The following is a 16,025-nucleotide window of genomic DNA, read 5'->3' on the forward strand; positions in this document are numbered from 1 at the left end:
ACGCGCCAGCCTCTCGTTGTCGGGAGGCTTTTGTTTTGCCCGTACGACGCCCACCCGAGAGACCCCGATGAACCAGCAGGCTCGATCTTCACGGCTCCTTCCACGTCTACGACACCACGCTGCGCGACGGCATGCAGCAGGAGGGGCTCAACCCCACGGTCGCGGACAAGGCTGGCGATCGCGCGGCAGGCTCGACGGGCTCGGCGTGGGCTACATCGAGGGCGGCTGGCCCGGCGCGAACCCCAAGGACACCGAGTTCTTCCGGCGGGCGGCCGCCGAGCCTGGACCTCGAGCACGCGCGGCTCGCGGCCTTCGGCGCCACCCGGCGCGCGGGTGCGGTCGCCGCCGACGACCCGCTGGTGGCGGCGCTGCGCGACAGCGGCGCCGGGGTGGTCACGCTGGTCGCGAAGTCGCACGCCGGGCACGTCGAGAAGGCGCTGCGGACCACGCTGGAGGAGAACCTCGCGATGGTCCGCGACACCGTCAGCCACCTGCGTGCCGAGGGCCAGCAGGTGTTCCTCGACGCGGAGCACTTCTTCGACGGCTACCGGCTGGACCGCTCCTACGCGTTGGAGGTCCTGCGCACGGCGTACGACGCGGGGGCGGAGGTGATCGCGCTGTGCGACACCAACGGCGGGATGCTGCCGGGCTGGGTCTCCGACGTGGTGCACGACGTCATCGAGAGCGCCCAGGTGCGGGTCGGCATCCACTGCCACAACGACACCGGCTGCGCCGTCGCCAACACCCTGGCCGCGGTCGACGCCGGCGCGACGCACGTGCAGGGCTGCATCAACGGCTACGGCGAGCGCACCGGCAACGCCGACCTCGTCAACGTGGTCGCGAACCTGGGTCTCAAGCCTGGACCGCCAGGTGCTGCCGCCGGGCCTGCTGTCCGAGGCCACCCGGATCGCGCACGCGGTCGCCGAGGTGACCAACGTGCCGCCCGCCTCCCGCCAGCCCTACGTCGGCACGTCGGCCTTCGCGCACAAGGCCGGCCTGCACGCGAGCGCGATCAAGGTGGACCCCGACCTCTACCAGCACATGGACCCCGCCGGGGTCGGCAACGACATGCGGCTGCTGGTCTCGGAGATGGCCGGCCGGGCCTCGATCGAGTCTCAAGGGCAAGGAGCTCGGCTTCGACCTCTCGAGCTCGCCCGAGGTCGTCAACCGGGTGACGGCGCGGGTCAAGGAGCCTGGAGGCGCGCGGCTACACCTTCGAGGCCGCGGACGCCTCCTTCGAGTCTGCTGCTCAAGGAGGAGGCGGAGGGCGCGCGGCCGTCGTACTTCGAGGTGGAGAGGCTGGCGGGTGATCACCGAGACCCTCACCCACGCGCGCCCGGGGGAGGAGGCGGTCTCCGAGGCGACGGTCAAGCTTGCGCGCGGCGGGCGTGCGCTACGTCGTGACGGGCGAGGGCAACGGCCCGGTCAACGCGCTCGACCAGGCGCTGCGCTCGGCGATCGTGCAGGCCTTCCCGGAGATCGCGAAGTTCGAGCCTGGTCGACTTCAAGGTGCGCATCCTCGACCAGGGGCACGGCACCGACGCGATCACCCGGGTGCTCATCGAGACCAGCGACGGCGAGTCCACCTGGGTCACCGTCGGCGTCGGCGCGAACGTCATCGAGGCCTCCTGGGAGGCGCTGATGGACGGCTTGACCTACGGCCTGCTGCGCCACCACGTGGACTGAGCGCTCACGCGCAGCCCTTCGCCAGGCTCCGTGACCCGGGCCTCGAGGCCGGGCACGTCCGCGTCGGTGGTGAGTCTGGTCCATCGGTACGGCGTGCACGATCCGGTTGACGTAGCAGCGCACGAACTTCCGGGGCAGGCCCTGCGGCGCCACCTCGGCTCCGAGCCTGGGCGCGCACGACGGCGAGCCTGCAGCGCGTCGCGGGAGCCGCCCGTGCCCTTCCTGGCGCGCTTGCCCGGGTCGCAGGACTCGAAGCGCAGCCCGTCGCCGTGCGGGCGCACGCTGGCGAATCCCCGTGGCCCGCGCGCCACCCAGGTCTTCAGCGCCGCGCGCAGACTCGGTGGTGTGCCCGGGGTTGTCGCCGACGTAGTCGAGACGGACGCAGGAGCGACCGCCGCGCTCGAAGGCGACGTACTGGTCGCCTCCCCAGCCGTCGGTCGCGGTCAGGGCGCGCCGCGGGTCGATCCGCTCGGCCAGCACGAAGAGCAGCGACGGGGCGCCGAAGGATCCGGAGTCGAACTCCTTCTCGCCGTCCGCCAGCCTTCGGCGCGTCGACCGGTTTGCGTCCCTGCTTGTCCACCAGGTGGGTCCACGGGTCGACCAGCGCCTCCTCGGTCGGTGGCGGGCTCGCGAAGAGGTCGTCGACGGCGCCCTTGCCGTGCAGGGCGACGGCGAGCTGGAGCAGACCCCCTCCCAGCGCGTACGGCGCCGCGAGGGAGGTGGAGAGGAAGGGCGGCACCTTGGCGATGGCCTTGTCGGAGGCCTTGCTCTGCGCGGCCTGCGCCTTGGTCAGCGCGACGCGCTGGGCCTTGGGCAGGCTCGCGGCCCACGCCTCCTCGACCCGGTCCGCGTCGCCCTCGACGAGCCCCCTGCCAGACCGACTCGGCCGCGGTGTCGTCGTCCTTCTCCTGCTCCTCGGCGACCTCCTCGAGGTCGTAGTGCTGGTCCTGCAGGACGTGGGTCAGGCTCGTGCACCAGTGTCGAGCGCACGGGCGGGGTGAGCGTGGTGCCCCGCATCCGGATCCGCTCGTCCTCGTCGTCGTAGAGACCGATCACGCTGCCGCGGGAGAGCTCGTTGACGGCGTCGAGCAGGTCCACGCCGGCGGGCAGGAGGCCGAGCGCCCGGAGCATCCCCTCGAAGCGGCGGACCTCCTCGCGGTCGTTCTCGTCGAGGTCGCCGTCGGTGGAGGTGACCTGCTTGTCGAACTCCGCGTCGGTGAGGAAGTCGACGTAGACGGGGTGCTCGAACTTCAGCCCGCGCTCCTTCTCGACGTAGTCGACGTACGGCTTGACCTTGGCGTCCCACTGGTCGGGGTAGTCCGGACCGCGCTGGAGCCACCACACCCCGGCCGCCGTGGCAGCGCCGACGACGAGGAGGGCGACGATGCCGAGGGCGATCGGACGACGGCGGCTGCGCCGGTGCGGCGGCGCGGGCGGTGGCGGGGGAAGTTCGGTCACGCCGCGGAGACTAGGGCCTCAGGCGTCGGCGTGGGGTGGTTCGGGACTCTCGTTGCCGGTGGTGATGATCCGGCCGACGAAGTCCTGCCACCCTGCGAGGATCTGCTGCTCACTCATCCCGGCGTGCAGCTGCTGGCGCAGCACGGGCACGGCGAGCGGCGCGATGATCGCGGTCGCGAGGTAGCGGAGGTCGCCGGTGACGCGGAGCTCGCCGAGCAGCAGCCGCACGTGCAGGCTCGCGAAGCCGAGCACCGCGTGGTTCTCCCCCAGGTCCGCCCGGCGGCCTCGATCAGCGCGGCCTGGTCCAGGTGCAGGCGCATCCGGGAGGCGCCGAAGGCGTGCAGTCGCGCCAGCGGGGCAGCGCCCGGCCCGAGCGGAGGCGGACCACTGATCACCCCGGCCTGCCACTCGGCCTCGCGGTGGTCGAGCAGCGAGGCCATCAGCCCCTCGCGGCTGCCGAAGCGGCGGAACACCGTGCCCTTGCCGACGCCGGCCCTCGCGGCGAGCGCGTCCATGGTCAGCGCCTCGAGTCCGCACCCGACCATCAGGCTCGGCTGCCGCGTCGAGCAGGGCCCGCCGGTTGCGCGCCGCGTCGCGCCGCTCGACGGGCGCCGTGGTGAGCAGGGGGAGGTCCTTCGACATGATGCGGCCACCCTAGGTCGTGCCTCCGACAGGCGCCCACGCTTCGGCGGATGAGCGAGGGACGAGGTCGAGGGGATCGTCGCCCTGGTCGCGCTCCCCGCTGCGGTGGTCCGGGCGGCGCTCTCGGTCGGTGCGGCGCTCGGCGACGTGGTCAGGGACTCCGGCTGAAAAAACTTCGCAGCGTCCGGAATGAAAGCGGACCATGGTCCGTTTCGACCTCCATGACTGACACCACCCGCGTCGCCGTCCTGGTCGGCAGCCTTCGCGCCGACTCCCTCAACCGCAAGCTCGCGGAGATCCTCCGCGACGAGGCGCCGGCAGGCGTCGAGTCTCGACCTCATCTCGGGCCTGGAGCAGATCCCCTTCTACAACGAGGACCTCGACGCCGGCAGCGCGCCCGAGGCCGCCGCCGCTCTGCGTGAGCGGGTCGCCGGCGCCGACCGGGTTCTCGCGGTCACCCCGGAGTACAACGGCACCATGCCGGCCGTGCTCAACAACGCCATCGACTGGCTCTCCCGCCCCTACGGCGCCGGTGCCCTCGTCGGCAAGCCCTTCGGCGTCATCGGTGCCACCCCCACGCCGTACGGCGGCAAGTGGGCGCACGCCGACACCGCCCGCTCGGCGGGCATCGCCGGTGCGATCGTCGTCGAGGACGTCACCGTCTCCCAGCCCGCCGTCGAGGTCGACCCGACCACCGACGCCGAGGTCCGCGCGAAGCCTTCTCGACGCGCTGACCCGCCTCGCGGAGTTCACCCCGGCCACCTCCGCCGCCTGAGCGACCTGACGGGGGCTACGGTCGGGTCGTGGCCGATCTGCACGACCTGACCGCCCTCGAGCAGGGTGCCCTGATCCGCTCCGGCGAGATCAGCCCCGTCGAGTCTCACCGAGCACTACCTCGAACGCGCCGCGCGTCTCCCGCAGGAGTACGTCGACGGCGCGTTCGTCTTCCGCGACCCCGAAGCCGCGCGCCGCCGGGCCCGGGAGGTGGCCGCCGTGGGACCGGTCGGGGACGGTGCCTCGCCCCTGGCCGGCGTACCGACGGCGATCAAGGACCTCAACCTGACCCGGGGCGTGCCGACGGAGTTCGGCTCCCCGGCCTACGCCGGCTTCGTGCCCGACGTCTCCGACGCCGTGACGCTGGCGATCGAGGAGGCGGGCATGGTCAGCCTCGGCAAGACGAGCACCCCGGAGTTCGGCTCGCCCTGCTACACCGAGCCCGAGGGCCGGCCGCCGGCCGTGACGCCCTGGGACACCTCCCGGATGGCCGGCGGGTCCTCCGGCGGTGCCGCGGCAGCCGTCGCCGCCGGTCTCGTCCCGGTCGCGCCGGGCTCCGACGGCGGCGGCTCGATCCGGATCCCGGCCGCCTGCTGCGGCCTGGTCGGGCTCAAGCCGACCCGCGGCCGGGTCAGCGGCTTCCCGATGTACGGCGACCCGGTCGGCCTCGCCGTCTCCGGACCGATCGCGCGCACCGTCGCCGACGCGGCGGCCCTGCTCGACGTGCTCGCCGGGCGACGTGCCGGCGACCCGTCGTGGGCGCCCGAGCCCGGCGGCACCTTCCTCGCCGCGACCGCGCGCGAGCCCGGCCCGCTGCGGATCGCCCGCTTCGACACCCCGGTCATCGCCGCGACCGAGGTGCATCCCGAGGTGCGCGCGGCCTTCGAGGACACCACCCGGCTGCTGTCCTCCCTCGGGCACACGGTCGTCGACATCAGTGTGCCGATCCCGCCCGAGGCGGTGCCGGAGTTCGAGACCTGCTGGGCGGTGCTCACCGGACTGTCGACGGTGTCGCTGTCCGCCGAGCAGCGCGCCGGCCTTCGCCCGCTGACCCGCTGGCTGGGCGAGCGGGGCGAGGCCGTGTCCGGCCCGGCGTTCGGGGCGGCGATCGGCGCCCTGCGACGCCACGCCGGCGAGGCGCTGGTCGCCCTGGCGCCGTACGACATCGTGCTGACGCCGACGCTGGCCACCCTCCCCCTGCCGGTCGGGGCGATTCGCGACGACGCGGACCCGGAAGCGGACTTCGAGGCGCAGAAGCGCTTCACACCGTGGACCTCGGCGTGGAACGTCACGGGGATGCCCGCGATCTCGCTGCCCCTGCACCAGAGTGCCGACGGGCTGCCGATCGGCATGATGCTCGCCGCCCGGCCCGCCGAGGAGGAGCCTGCTGCTCGCGTTCGCCGCGCAGGTCGAGGCGGCGGCCCCGTGGAGGGACCGCCGCCCGCCGATCTGGTAGCCCACGAACCGTGGCTCATGGCACCACGAGCCGTGGCTCATGGCACCACGAGCCGTGGCTCATGGCATCACGAACCGTGGCTCATGGCGCTACGAGGCGTGGCACGCGGTTGCCGCCATCCACACCTCGCGGTGCCATCGCCCACAGTTCGTGGTGCCAATCCCCACGGTTCGTGGTGCCATTGCCCACGGTTCGTGGGTCAGGTGAGGTGCTGGCGGATGACGTTCTGCAGCGCCGGCAGGTTCTGCTGGGTCACCGTCACGCCGTCCCAGGCCGTCATCGCCTGGGTGAGCCCCCAGGCCGCCTTGGTCTGGACCGAGAACCACTCGCTGGTGGCGACCGGCGTGATGCCGAGCCCGATGATGAACTGCTTGAGCCGGGTGCCCAGCGCCGGCCCGGCGAAGGCCTGCGAGTTCATCACGGCGGCCACCCCGATGTCGGGGTTGTGGGTGAGGTACGCCGCGCGCACCCCCGCCGTGGTCACGTGGTCCGCGCTCGCGTCGCCGAACTTGATGTAGTTGCCCAGGCGCTTGTCGGGGTAGAGCACCGCCGTGTTCACGTCGTAGCCGGGCGAGATGATGAAGTAGGTGAAGTTCGCCATCTCACTGCCCTCGCGGGGTGGGGTAGAGCGTGGCCTCGACGAAGTACCAGACGATCGACCACGAGTAGCCGCGGTCGTAGTCGCTCTTGACGTAGACGTCGGCCGTGCCGCGGCCGGTGACCTGGTCGCAGGCCTTGTGCCAGTCGCCGCCGGTGCCGTCGGTCCAGTTGCAGATGACGTCCCAACCGACGAGGACCTTCGTGCTGTTGCGGAAGTTGAAGGTGTGCTCGCGCCACCCGATCTTCCAGTCCTGCTCGACGTGGTCGCTGGCGCTGGACACCGAGACGCCCGGCAGGTTGGTTCTGTTGAAGCCGTAGTTCCAGCGCACCGTGCCCTTGTCGGCGTCGAAGTTCTGGTCCCGCGGAGGCTCGCTCTTGGCGGACTCCATCACCTGGGAGAAGAAGGTCTGCCGGTTGAGGATCCCGGTGAACGTGCCGAGCAGACTCGTTGGTGTCGCTGGTCAGCAGACTCGATCTGCGCCTCGTCGTGCGGCAGGGAGGCCTGGTAGGCCTCGATCTTCTTCTCCAGCCTGCTTGTACGGCTCGTCCACGAGCGGCCGGCCGAACGTCGGGCAGGTGTGGAAGCGGGCCCGCGCCAGCCAGAACCGGTCGTAGAGGAAGGCAAGCCTGGGCGAAGACGTCCGGGCTGACCGGTACCTCACCGGAGATCGCCGGGTCGATCACGCGGTAGTGCATGAGGTAGGCCTCGAGCGGCTTCGGCGCCATGTTCTCGTTGAACCACGGCAGCAGCACCGACAGGATCGTCGCCGGCGTCCAGCCGTCCGCCGGTGTCGGGATGTTCGTCTTCACCCCGTCGGCCGACACGATGATGTTGACCGAGGCGTGGCACTCCGACCTCGCCTTCTCGAAGGCGGTGCTGCCCTGCGCGGTGAAGACCTGGGGCACCTCGGCCGACAGCGTGGCGGTGAACTTGCGGCGCTCCTCGACGCTGGTGAACGTGCACTGGTACATCGCGTAGAGCCTGCGAGGAGGAGCGGTAGCCGGCCACGAAGTAGTCGCCGTACTTGTCCCGGAAGTCCGGTCCGGGCTCGACCGCCAGGCGGTAGTCGCCCTGCGGGGCCAGGCTGTACTGGCTGCGGTTGACGCTCACCTCGGCGACCAGGGTGACCGACGAACTCGGAGACCGACAGCGACTCCAGGTACGACGTGCCGGCGCTCACCGTCACGCCCTCCATGTTGTAGGAGCCCTGCGCGGATGCCGAGATCATGCTCGACATGTCGCTCTCGGACTGCACGAGGGAGTAGGTGAACATCGGGCTCAGGATCGGGGTGTCCTGGACCTCGAAGTCCGCGACGGCCCTGGCCCGGACCTGTCCGGTGACGGCGTCGACGCCGAGCCCGGGACGGTAGTCGTCGTGCCAGGGCTGGCCGACGATGGTGGTGTTGAGCAACGTGCTGACGGCGGGATCCGCGACTTGCTTCATGGTGTGCCTCTCGGGGGGGTGGGGGACGAGCCCGGCCAGCCTGCGAGCAGCGGATCACCGGTGGATCACCTCCGGCGAGGGTGGATCACGCGGTGGTCACCGCAGGCGTCGTACCTGCTCCATGGCGTTGTCGAGACGGCCCCACACGGCGGCCAGGTCGCGGCGCGCCTGGGTGAGGTCGGCGAGCAGCGCGCTCACCTCCTCGCGGGCCAGGGTGCTCGGCCCGGTGAGCCGCCGCAGGAGGTCGACGGTCTGCGGCATCGGGTCGACGCCGAGGGTGTGGTGCAGGCTGGTCCGGCAACGCTCGAACTGGCTCTCCACCAGGTCGCCGCGGCCGGCCTCGGCGTAGGCCCGCATGAGGGCACGGTGGATGTCCTCGCGCACCGGCTCGACCTCGAGCGCCAGCTCGCCGCAACGGGCGACGGAGCCGACGTCGCCCAGCGTGCCGTAGTGACGCACCAGGTGGCTGAGCGTGACCAGGTAGAGGTTCTCCACGCGGGCACGCTCGCCGAGCACCCACTCGTCGTCGACCGCCGGGGCGAGCCGCCCGCCGTAGAGCGCGACCGCCCGCTCCAACCGGTCCACGTCAGCGAGCGTGACCGCGTCCGGGCGCAGCCGGACCACGCCGTTGACGAGGTCGGTGAACGCCCAGACGTCGACGCTGACCGGCGCCGCCTCGTCGATGCCGATGGTCTGCGCGCCCTGCGGGGTGACGATCAGGTCGTTGCCGTACGACGCCCGGATCTCGTTGTTCAGCCGCCAGGCGGCCGTGTTGAGCCGCCGCCGGGCCAGTGGGGGAGGCGAGTCGGGGTAGAGCCTGGGCCGCGGCCAGCGAGCGGAGCCGGCCCGAGCGCGGCCCCAGGGCGAGGTACGTCGAGAGCCGCGCCGCGCTCGACGTCAGCGGGTGCGGGTCGCCGCCGACGTCGATCGAGGGGATGCCGAACAGGCTCAGGGAGATGCCCGAGAACGGCATGCCGCCCCCATCCGTGACCCGTCGACGGTGGTGCCCCGCCCGTGCGGTCAAGCGGAGATGACAGAGTCTGGCAGGGCACGGCAGGCCGGACCGGTGCTTTGCCGCAAATCCGTCAGGCTGTCGTGAACCAGCCGGTCGCGTGGTCCCGGAGGTCCGCCAGCGCCCCCGCTCCCGCGGGCAGCACGGCGAGCACCGGCACCCCGGTGACGCGGGGCAGGTCGTCGCGGTTGCAGGACTCCGCGAGGCCGGGATCGGTGGGCCAGGAGCCGATGACCAGGCCGGCCGGCTCGATGCCCCGGTGCCGCAGGGCGGCGACCGTCAGCTCGGTGTGGTTGAGCGTGCCGAGGCCGGCGCGGACGACGACGACCACCTCGGCGCAGAGCAGGACGGCGAGGTCGAGCAGGGTGCCGCCGTCGGCGTCGATGCGGACCAGCAGGCCGCCGGCGCCCTCCACGAGCACGAGGTCGTGGTCGCCGGCCAGGCTCGTGGATCGCGCTCGCGTGCTCGGCCACGGTGGGGATCGCGACGCCCTGACGCCGGGCGGCGGTGTCGGGGGCCAGCGGCTCGTCGAGCGCCGCGAGCCTGGATCGCCTCGATTCCGGCGAGGGCGCGCACCGTCTCCACGTCGGGTACGTCGGGCGTGGCGCCGCCGATGCCGGTCTGGACCGGCTTCACGACCAGCACCCGGCTGCCCTCGGCTGCGGCCCGCGCTGCGAGCGCGGCGGTGGCGACGGTCTTGCCGACCCCGGTGTCGGTGCCGGTCACCACGACCAGGCGGGTCACTGGTGCTCCTTGACGAGGGCGACCAGGGTCGCGACCGCGCCCTGCCAAGCGTCCTCCGGCACGCCCGCAGTGACGGTGACCCGCAGCCGCGAGATGCCGTCCGGCACCGACGGCGGCCGGAAGCAGCCGACCCGCAGGCCCGCCTCCAGGGCGGCCGCCTGGGCCGCGACGGCCGCCTGCGGCGAGGACATCGGCACGGAGAGGACCGCACCGGCCGGGGCCACGACGCCCAGGGCGTCGGCGAGCCCGGCGACCCGGGTGCGCACGGTCGTGCCCAGCTCGGGCCGGGCGCGGACCTCGCGCAGTGCGGCGAGCGCGCCCGCGGCGGGGGCCGGGGCGAGGCCGGTGTCGAAGATGAACGGGCGCGCCCGGTTGACCAGGTGCTCGCGCAGGGCGGGCGGTCCGAGGACGGCCCCGCCCTGGCTGCCCAGCGCCTTGGACAGCGTCGCGCTGACGACCACGTGCGGAAGTCCCGCCAGCCCGAGCGCGGCGACCAGGCCGGGCCCGTGGACGCCGAGGCTGTGCGCCTCGTCGACGACCAGCAGGGCGTCGTACCGCTCGCAGAGGGCGGCGAGACTCGGCCAGGGGAGCGGCGTCACCGAGCACGGAGTAGACCGACTCGACCAGCACCAGCACGCGCTCGCCGTCCGCGCGTGCGGCGACCAGGCCGGCTTCGACGGCTGCGGTGTCGCTGTGCGGCACGACGGTCAGCCGGGCCCGCGACAGCCGCACCCCGTCGATGAGCGAGGCGTGCACGTGCGCGTCCGAGAGCACCCGGACGGAGCGGTCGGCGAGGGCGGTGACCACGGCGAGGTTGGCGTGGTAGCCGGTGGAGAGCACCAGCGCCGAGGGCTGGCCCAGGTAGTCCGCGAGCTCCCGCTCGAGGTCGGCGTGCAGCGCGAAGGTGCCGGTGACCAGGCGCGAGGCGCCGGCGCCGGAGCCCCAGCGCAGCGCCGCGTCCGCGGCGGCCTGCCGGACGGCGGGGTCGCGGGCCAGGCCGAGGTAGTCGTTGCCCGCGAGGTCGATGGTCGGGTCGTCGGCGTCCCGCTCCCGCAGTCGCCGGGTCAGCCCGGCCTCCTCGCGCGCGGCCGCCTCCGCGGCCAGCCACTCCTGCCAACCGGTCATGCCGCCTCCACCGCCGCGGTGATGCCGGCGACGAGGCGGTCCAGGCTCCTCGTCGGAGATGACGTACGGCGGCATCGCGTAGACCAGGTCGCGGAAGGGCCGCAGCCACACGCCCGCCGCCAGCGCCGCGCCGGTCGCCGCCGCCACGTCCACCTCGGAGTCGAGCCTGGACGACGCCGACCGCGCCGATGGTGCGCACGTCGCGCACCCGGGGGAGGGCGCGCAGCGGCTCCAGCCCGGTCGCGAGGTGCTCGCCGATGCGTCGTACGGCGGCCTGCCAGTCGATCGCGAGCAGCAGGTCGATGGACGCGCTCGCCACCGCGCAGGCCAGCGGGTTGCCCATGAACGTCGGGCCGTGCATGACCACGCCCGGCGCGACAGCGTCGGAGGTGAGCACGGCGGCGAGGGTGAGGTAGCCGCCGGTCAGCGCCTTGCCGACGCACAGCACGTCCGGGGTGACCAGGTCTCGCTGACGAACAGGTGACCGGTCCGCCCGAAGCCGGTGGCGATCTCGTCGAAGACCAGCAGCAGCCCGTGCTCGTCGGCCACCTCGCGCAGGACCCGCAGGCACTCCACGGGGTAGGGCCACATGCCGCCCGCGCCCTGCAGCAGCGGCTCGACGACGACGCCGGCCAGACTCGTGCGCGTGTGCCGCGGCGAGGTCGCGGACCGCGCCGGCCCAGGCGGCGAGTCTCCGCCTCGCCGGCCCCCACGACCGGCGGCTGCGGTGCGAACACCTGGCTCGGCAGCACGCCCTTCCACATCGCGTGCATGCCGCCGTCGGGGTCGGTGACGCTCATCGGGTGGAAGGTGTCGCCGTGGTAGCCGCCGCGGACGGTCAGCACCCGGGTCCGCTCCGGGCGGCCGAGCGCGCGCTGGTGCTGGAGCACCATCTTCAGCGCCACCTCGACCGCGACCGAGCCCGAGTCGGCGAGGAACACCCGCCGCAGGGGCTCCGGGGTGATCTCCACCAGCCGCCGGCCGAGTCTCGACGGCCGGCTCGTGGGTCAGCCCGCCGAACATCACGTGGCTGAACCGGGCGGCCTGGTCGGCCAGCGCCCGGTCCAGGGCCGGGTTCCGGTAGCCGTGGATCGCCGCCCACCACGAGGACATCCCGTCGACGACCTCGCGGCCCTCGACCTCCAGCAGGCAGCCGCGCGCGCCGGTGACCAGGCGGACCGGCGCGGGGTCCGTCATCGAGGTGTACGGGTGCCACAGGTGCTCGCGGTCGAACGCGAGGGTCTCGACTGGCTCGACCACCGTGGCCACCTCAGGCGTTGGCGGCAACTTCGGTCCCGGCGCCCCGTGCACGGATCACGGGCTTGTGGTCGTCGGTGGTCACCGCGCAGCCGCCGCAGCCGTCGCCGCAGCCCCCACCGGCGGAGGAGCCGCACGGCGTCGTCGCGTGCGCCCGGTGCGTGACACCGGCCTCCTGAGCCGCGATCAGGCTCGTCGAACGCGCTGTCGTCCATGCCCAGGATCGAGAAGCCGTTGTCGCGCAGCATCCGCAGGTCCGCCAGCGCGTCCTGGCCCTCGGAGGTGAGGTAGTCGCCGAGGAAGAGCGAGTTCGCGACGTGCAGCGCGGTGGCCTGCAGGGTGCGCAGGTGCATCTCCCGGCCACCCGCGATCCGGATCTCCTTCTCGGGGCACACGAAGCGCGCCATCGCCAGGATCTTCACGCAGCGGGTGGGGGGACAGGCTCCCAGGTGTTCTCGTACGGCGTGCCGTCGAACGGCATCAGGAAGTTCACCGGGATCGAGTCGGCGTCCAGCGCCTTCAGCGCGAAGAGCGCCTCGACCAGCCTGCTCGTCGCTCTCGCCGAGCCCCGCGATCAGGCCGCTGCAGGGGGACAGGCCCGCGGCCTTCGCCTTGCCGATGGTGTCGACCCGGTCGTCGTAGGTGTGGGTCTGGACGATGTTGTCGTGGTTCGACTCGGCGGTGTTGATGTTGTGGTTGTAGGCGTCGACCCCGGCCTGCTGGAGGCGCTCGGCCTGGCCGTCCTTGAGGAGCCCGAGGCAGGCGCAGACCTCCACGCCGTCGTACTCCTGCTTGAGGGCCTCGGTCATCTCCACGACCTTGTCGATGTCGCGGTCGGAGGGGCCGCGGCCCGAGGAGACCATGCAGACCCGGCTCGCGCCGCCCGCGAGCCCGGCGCCGGCCTGGCGCAGGGTCTCGTCGGTGGAGAGGTAGGAGTACTTGAGGATCGGGGCCGCCGAACCCATCGCCTGGCTGCAGTAGTTGCAGTTCTCCGGGCACAGCCCGGACTTGAGGTTGACGAGGTAGTTCACCTTCACCGTGTTGCCGAAGTGCTCGCGGCGCAGCCGGCCGGCGGCGGCGACGAGGAACATCGACTCGGCGTCGGGAGCCTGGAGCACCGCCAGCGCGTCCGCCTCGGTGGCGCTGCCGCCGTCGAGGATGCGGGTCGCCAGCGCGTCGAAGTTCGTGGTCATGGTGCTCCTCGGGAGGCGGAACTGAACGGTGTTCAGGTGGAGGGTATCAGTCGTCGCCGATCCCGCGGGCGTGCAAGGCGTCCCCGGTCGCCCGGGCGTGGGCGACCACCCGGATCACGAGCGGGGTGAGGTACGCGCGCGGGTTGCGCTCCAGGCCGCGCGCCCGGGCCGCGTCCCGGGTCTCGGCGGCGATCTCGAGGGTGAGCGGGATGCCGCGGATCATCAGCGAGAACGCCAGCGCCACCAGGCTCGGGCCGGACGCCGAAGCGCCGGAAGGGCTCCAGCCACCGGGTGATCGCGTCGATCATCTGCTCCACCGCGGTCGTCGTGGTGAAGACCGTGGCCAGCAGGACCAGTGCCAGGAGTGCGCCGACCACGACGAAGGCGCGCTCAGCGCCGTTCTGCCAGACCTGGTACGCCGCCAGCAGGGCCATCGCGACCAGCACCGTGCGGACGCTGCGCACCGCCCGCCGCAGGGGCACCCCACCGACGACGCAGCCGATGACGGCGAGCCCGGTGATCGCGGCCGTCGTCGGCACCCCGCGCCACACGACGGCCACGACGCTCAGTGCCAGCAGGGCGAGCAGACTTGGCGCCGACGGGAAGCCGGTGCAGCACGGAGCCTGCCGGGCCGGTACTCCCCGAGCGGGCTCACCGCCACGGCTCAACCCGCCGTCGCGCGGTAGTGCGCGACCACGTCCGCGGGCGGGCCGTCCACGACCACGGCCCCGTCGTCCACGAGCAGCGCCCGGTCGCAGCGCAGGGCCAGGTCCAGGTCGTGGGTCGCGATCACCACCTGCTGTGGGAGCGAGAGCAGGAGGTCGCCGATCGCGCGGCTGTTGCGCAGGTCCAGCAGCGTCGTCGGCTCGTCGGCGACCAGGATAGAGGGGTCGGTCGCGAGCACGCCCGCGATCGCCAGCGAGCCTGCCGCTGGCCGCCCGAGAGCGTGTGCACGCTGCGATCCGCCAGGCTCCGCGAGCCCGTACGACGCCAGCACCTCCCGGGCCGCGTCCGCCCGCTCCGTGCGGTCCTTGACCCGGTGCCGCAGGGAGAGCGCGACGTCCTCGGCGACCGTCGGCATGACCAGGCTGCGCGGTGGGGTCGGTGAAGACGAAGCCCACCCGGCGGCGTACCTCGCGGCCCTTCCTGCGCACGTCCAGCCCGTCGACGGTGACCCGGCCGGTCGTCGGCTCGACGAGCCCGTTGACCAGCCGCGCGAGGGTGGACTTGCCGGAGCCGTTGGGCCCGATCAGCGCGATCCGCTGCTCGGTGAGGTCGAGCGTGGTCTCCCGCAGCACGGTGACCTCGGGCGCCGGACCGCCGGGTGTGGCCGCCCGGACGACCACGCGGTCCAGGCTCGACGCGGCTCATGCCGGCTCGGGAGCGGGTTCCTCGGCAGGTGCCTCGGCCGTCGTACGACGGCTGATCAGGTCGGGGAAGGCGCGGTGCACGGCGGAGGCGACCAGTGCCATCACGACGTTCTTGGCGATGTCGCCGGGGAAGTAGGCGGTGTCGGCGGAGAAGGCCGCCTTGAGGCTCATGTCGCCGCGCCAGGCGAGGCCGAGCGGGCCGAGGGTGTGCACGACGAGGAAGCCTGCTGAGCAGGCCGCACGTGAAGACGAAGGCGAACTGGGTGGCGTTGCGGCGGTTGCGGTAGACGAGGAAGCCGCACAGTGCGGCGGCGATCGGGAAGGCGAGGAGGTAGCCCGCGGTCAGGCCGCTGTAGTGCGCGATGCCCGACGTGCCGCCGGAGTAGATCGGCAGCACCAGGCCGGCGGCCAGGTAGAGCGTGACGGAGAGGAAGCCGCGGACCGGGCCGAGCACCGCGCCGGTGAGCAGCACGCCGAAGGTCTGCAGCGAGTAGGGCACGCCGACGCCGGTCTTGATCTCGGGCAGCAGGGCGCACACGGCGATCAGCGCGGCGAAGCCCGCGATCAGGGCGACATCGGTGGTGGGGGTACGACGCGTCATGTCACTCTCCGGGGGACGGCGGCACCGCGCGGTGCTGAGCGGTGCTGAACAGCGTTCAGGTTAGAGTGGGCTCGCCAAGAGGTCAAAGCCGTTGGGGGAGGGGGGCGCGGTGCGCTACCGACGCACGGACGTGGTCGAGCGGGCGATCGGCGTGCTCGACGAGCACGGTCTCGACGCGCTCACGATGCGCCGCCTCGCCGCCGACCTCGGCGTGCAGCCCGGCGCGCTCTACCACCACTTCGACGGCAAGGACGCCCTGCTCGCGGCCATCGCCGAGGAGATCCTGCGCCGCGGCCACCGCCCCGCCGAGATCGTGGCCTGGGACGCCGAGTCTGCTCCTGCTCTGCCTCGGCCTGCGCGACGCGATGCGCCGCCATCGCGACGGCGCCCTGCTCATCGCCCAGGTGCACCGCTCCGGCGCCGACGCGCTGGAGGCGCCGCTGCGCTCCGCGCTCGAGCGGGCCGGCGCCGAGGAGCACCTGTCGCGGGTGGGCGCGCGCACGCTGGTGCGCTTCGTGCTCGCCCAGCAGGACGACGACGCCGACGACTTCCACCTCGGCATCTCCCTCGTGCTCGACGGGTTGCGCGCCCGGCTGGCCTGAGCCTGCCGGGGTACTCCCGCCACCTCTCGTTATCGTGGAGGTAACACCGAGGAGGCACTG

Annotated in this window: 20 protein-coding genes and 7 pseudogenes; 7 read left to right on the forward strand and 20 right to left on the reverse strand. The window is 72.9% G+C overall.

Annotated features, from left to right (window positions below; translation table 11 throughout):
- Positions 1-131 precede the first annotated feature (131 nt).
- The 3 genes from G5V59_RS32320 to G5V59_RS32330 all read left to right on the forward strand — a co-directional run bounded on the left by G5V59_RS32320 (position 132) and on the right by G5V59_RS32330 (position 1,686).
- The gene (locus G5V59_RS32320; RefSeq protein WP_278259182.1) at positions 132-1,175 is read left to right on the forward strand and encodes a hypothetical protein; all 1,044 of its coding nucleotides are present in this window, start codon (positions 132-134) and stop codon (positions 1,173-1,175) included.
- Positions 1,090-1,404: a hypothetical protein gene (locus G5V59_RS32325; RefSeq protein ID WP_278259183.1), complete on the forward strand. Its 315-nt coding sequence runs from the start codon at positions 1,090-1,092 to the stop codon at positions 1,402-1,404. Before G5V59_RS32320 ends, G5V59_RS32325 begins: the two co-directional genes overlap by 86 nt.
- Before the next feature lie 105 nt (positions 1,405-1,509).
- On the forward strand, positions 1,510-1,686 hold the full coding sequence (locus tag G5V59_RS32330; RefSeq protein ID WP_278259184.1) for an alpha-isopropylmalate synthase regulatory domain-containing protein: 177 nt from the start codon (positions 1,510-1,512) through the stop codon (positions 1,684-1,686).
- Here G5V59_RS32330 and G5V59_RS32335 read toward each other — a convergent pair.
- The 5 genes from G5V59_RS32335 to G5V59_RS32355 are packed head-to-tail and all read right to left on the reverse strand — an operon-like array spanning position 1,656 to position 3,689.
- On the reverse strand, positions 1,656-1,997 hold the full coding sequence (locus G5V59_RS32335; RefSeq protein WP_278259185.1) for a hypothetical protein: 342 nt from the start codon (positions 1,995-1,997) through the stop codon (positions 1,656-1,658). The two genes, G5V59_RS32330 and G5V59_RS32335, sit on opposite strands and share 31 nt — an antisense overlap.
- 8 nt (positions 1,998-2,005) lie before the next feature.
- Positions 2,006-2,425, reverse strand: coding sequence for a hypothetical protein (locus G5V59_RS32340; protein ID WP_278259186.1), 420 nt, complete (start codon positions 2,423-2,425; stop codon positions 2,006-2,008).
- Positions 2,426-2,475: 50 nt separating this feature from the next.
- The gene (locus G5V59_RS32345) at positions 2,476-3,144 is read right to left on the reverse strand and encodes a hypothetical protein (RefSeq protein ID WP_278259187.1); all 669 of its coding nucleotides are present in this window, start codon (positions 3,142-3,144) and stop codon (positions 2,476-2,478) included.
- An 18-nt stretch (positions 3,145-3,162) separates the two neighbouring features.
- Complete coding sequence (locus G5V59_RS32350; protein WP_278259188.1) at positions 3,163-3,288, reverse strand: hypothetical protein; 126 nt, start codon at positions 3,286-3,288, stop codon at positions 3,163-3,165.
- On the reverse strand, positions 3,258-3,689 hold the full coding sequence (locus tag G5V59_RS32355; RefSeq protein ID WP_341351085.1) for a helix-turn-helix domain-containing protein: 432 nt from the start codon (positions 3,687-3,689) through the stop codon (positions 3,258-3,260). The genes G5V59_RS32350 and G5V59_RS32355 overlap by 31 nt, the downstream gene beginning before the upstream one ends.
- A gap of 318 nt (positions 3,690-4,007) precedes the next feature.
- Here G5V59_RS32355 and G5V59_RS32360 point away from each other — a divergent pair, with 318 nt between their 5' ends.
- From G5V59_RS32360 to G5V59_RS32370, 3 genes and pseudogenes are all read left to right on the forward strand, one after another.
- Positions 4,008-4,208 (forward strand): hypothetical protein, encoded by a 201-nt coding sequence (locus tag G5V59_RS32360; protein WP_278259189.1) that lies wholly within the window; start codon positions 4,008-4,010, stop codon positions 4,206-4,208.
- Positions 4,144-4,611, forward strand: coding sequence for an NAD(P)H-dependent oxidoreductase (locus G5V59_RS32365; RefSeq protein WP_278260201.1), 468 nt, complete (start codon positions 4,144-4,146; stop codon positions 4,609-4,611). Before G5V59_RS32360 ends, G5V59_RS32365 begins: the two co-directional genes overlap by 65 nt.
- Before the next feature lie 114 nt (positions 4,612-4,725).
- Positions 4,726-6,534: pseudogene (locus G5V59_RS32370) on the forward strand (amidase); the annotation flags it as partial.
- 37 nt (positions 6,535-6,571) lie between these two features.
- On the opposite strand, the gene G5V59_RS32375 reads toward G5V59_RS32370, so the two are convergent.
- The 15 genes and pseudogenes from G5V59_RS32375 to G5V59_RS32440 all read right to left on the reverse strand — a co-directional run.
- The gene (locus G5V59_RS32375; protein ID WP_278259190.1) at positions 6,572-7,588 is read right to left on the reverse strand and encodes a hypothetical protein; all 1,017 of its coding nucleotides are present in this window, start codon (positions 7,586-7,588) and stop codon (positions 6,572-6,574) included.
- Positions 7,589-8,157: 569 nt separating this feature from the next.
- Positions 8,158-8,685 (reverse strand): bacterial transcriptional activator domain-containing protein, encoded by a 528-nt coding sequence (locus G5V59_RS32380; RefSeq protein ID WP_278259191.1) that lies wholly within the window; start codon positions 8,683-8,685, stop codon positions 8,158-8,160.
- Positions 8,648-9,034, reverse strand: coding sequence for a hypothetical protein (locus G5V59_RS32385; RefSeq protein ID WP_278259192.1), 387 nt, complete (start codon positions 9,032-9,034; stop codon positions 8,648-8,650). The genes G5V59_RS32380 and G5V59_RS32385 overlap by 38 nt, the downstream gene beginning before the upstream one ends.
- 112 nt (positions 9,035-9,146) lie before the next feature.
- On the reverse strand, positions 9,147-9,470 hold the full coding sequence (locus tag G5V59_RS32390) for an AAA family ATPase (RefSeq protein ID WP_278260202.1): 324 nt from the start codon (positions 9,468-9,470) through the stop codon (positions 9,147-9,149).
- A complete protein-coding gene (locus G5V59_RS32395; RefSeq protein WP_278259193.1) occupies positions 9,353-9,817 on the reverse strand; it encodes an AAA family ATPase in 465 nt (154 codons plus the stop codon). The genes G5V59_RS32390 and G5V59_RS32395 overlap by 118 nt, the downstream gene beginning before the upstream one ends.
- Positions 9,814-10,416, reverse strand: coding sequence for an aminotransferase class I/II-fold pyridoxal phosphate-dependent enzyme (locus G5V59_RS38210; protein ID WP_341351086.1), 603 nt, complete (start codon positions 10,414-10,416; stop codon positions 9,814-9,816). Before G5V59_RS38210 ends, G5V59_RS32395 begins: the two co-directional genes overlap by 4 nt.
- 34 nt (positions 10,417-10,450) lie before the next feature.
- Positions 10,451-11,017 (reverse strand): annotated as a pseudogene (locus tag G5V59_RS38215) (aminotransferase class I/II-fold pyridoxal phosphate-dependent enzyme); the annotation flags it as partial.
- Between the two features lie 151 nt (positions 11,018-11,168).
- Positions 11,169-11,533 (reverse strand): annotated as a pseudogene (locus G5V59_RS32405) (aminotransferase class III-fold pyridoxal phosphate-dependent enzyme); the annotation flags it as partial.
- 182 nt (positions 11,534-11,715) lie between these two features.
- Positions 11,716-11,913, reverse strand: a pseudogene (locus G5V59_RS32410) (aminotransferase class III-fold pyridoxal phosphate-dependent enzyme); the annotation flags it as partial.
- Between the two features lie 76 nt (positions 11,914-11,989).
- Positions 11,990-12,139: pseudogene (locus G5V59_RS32415) on the reverse strand (aminotransferase class III-fold pyridoxal phosphate-dependent enzyme); the annotation flags it as partial.
- Complete coding sequence (gene bioB / locus G5V59_RS32420) at positions 12,136-13,392, reverse strand: biotin synthase BioB (RefSeq protein WP_278259194.1); 1,257 nt, start codon at positions 13,390-13,392, stop codon at positions 12,136-12,138. The gene bioB and the pseudogene G5V59_RS32415, both read right to left, overlap by 4 nt.
- A 32-nt stretch (positions 13,393-13,424) precedes the next feature.
- Entirely contained in the window at positions 13,425-14,060 is a 636-nt protein-coding gene (locus G5V59_RS32425; RefSeq protein ID WP_278260377.1) for a CbiQ family ECF transporter T component, read from the reverse strand.
- Positions 14,057-14,185: a hypothetical protein gene (locus G5V59_RS32430; RefSeq protein WP_278260378.1), complete on the reverse strand. Its 129-nt coding sequence runs from the start codon at positions 14,183-14,185 to the stop codon at positions 14,057-14,059. Before G5V59_RS32430 ends, G5V59_RS32425 begins: the two co-directional genes overlap by 4 nt.
- Positions 14,186-14,531: 346 nt before the next feature.
- Positions 14,532-14,738: pseudogene (locus tag G5V59_RS32435) on the reverse strand (ATP-binding cassette domain-containing protein); the annotation flags it as partial.
- A gap of 265 nt (positions 14,739-15,003) precedes the next feature.
- Positions 15,004-15,363 (reverse strand): annotated as a pseudogene (locus G5V59_RS32440) (biotin transporter BioY); the annotation flags it as partial.
- Between the two features lie 109 nt (positions 15,364-15,472).
- Here G5V59_RS32440 and G5V59_RS32445 point away from each other — a divergent pair.
- On the forward strand, positions 15,473-16,009 hold the full coding sequence (locus tag G5V59_RS32445) for a TetR family transcriptional regulator (RefSeq protein ID WP_278259195.1): 537 nt from the start codon (positions 15,473-15,475) through the stop codon (positions 16,007-16,009).
- The last annotated feature ends 16 nt before the right edge of the window (positions 16,010-16,025 follow it).

Source organism: Nocardioides convexus (assembly GCF_011090295.1).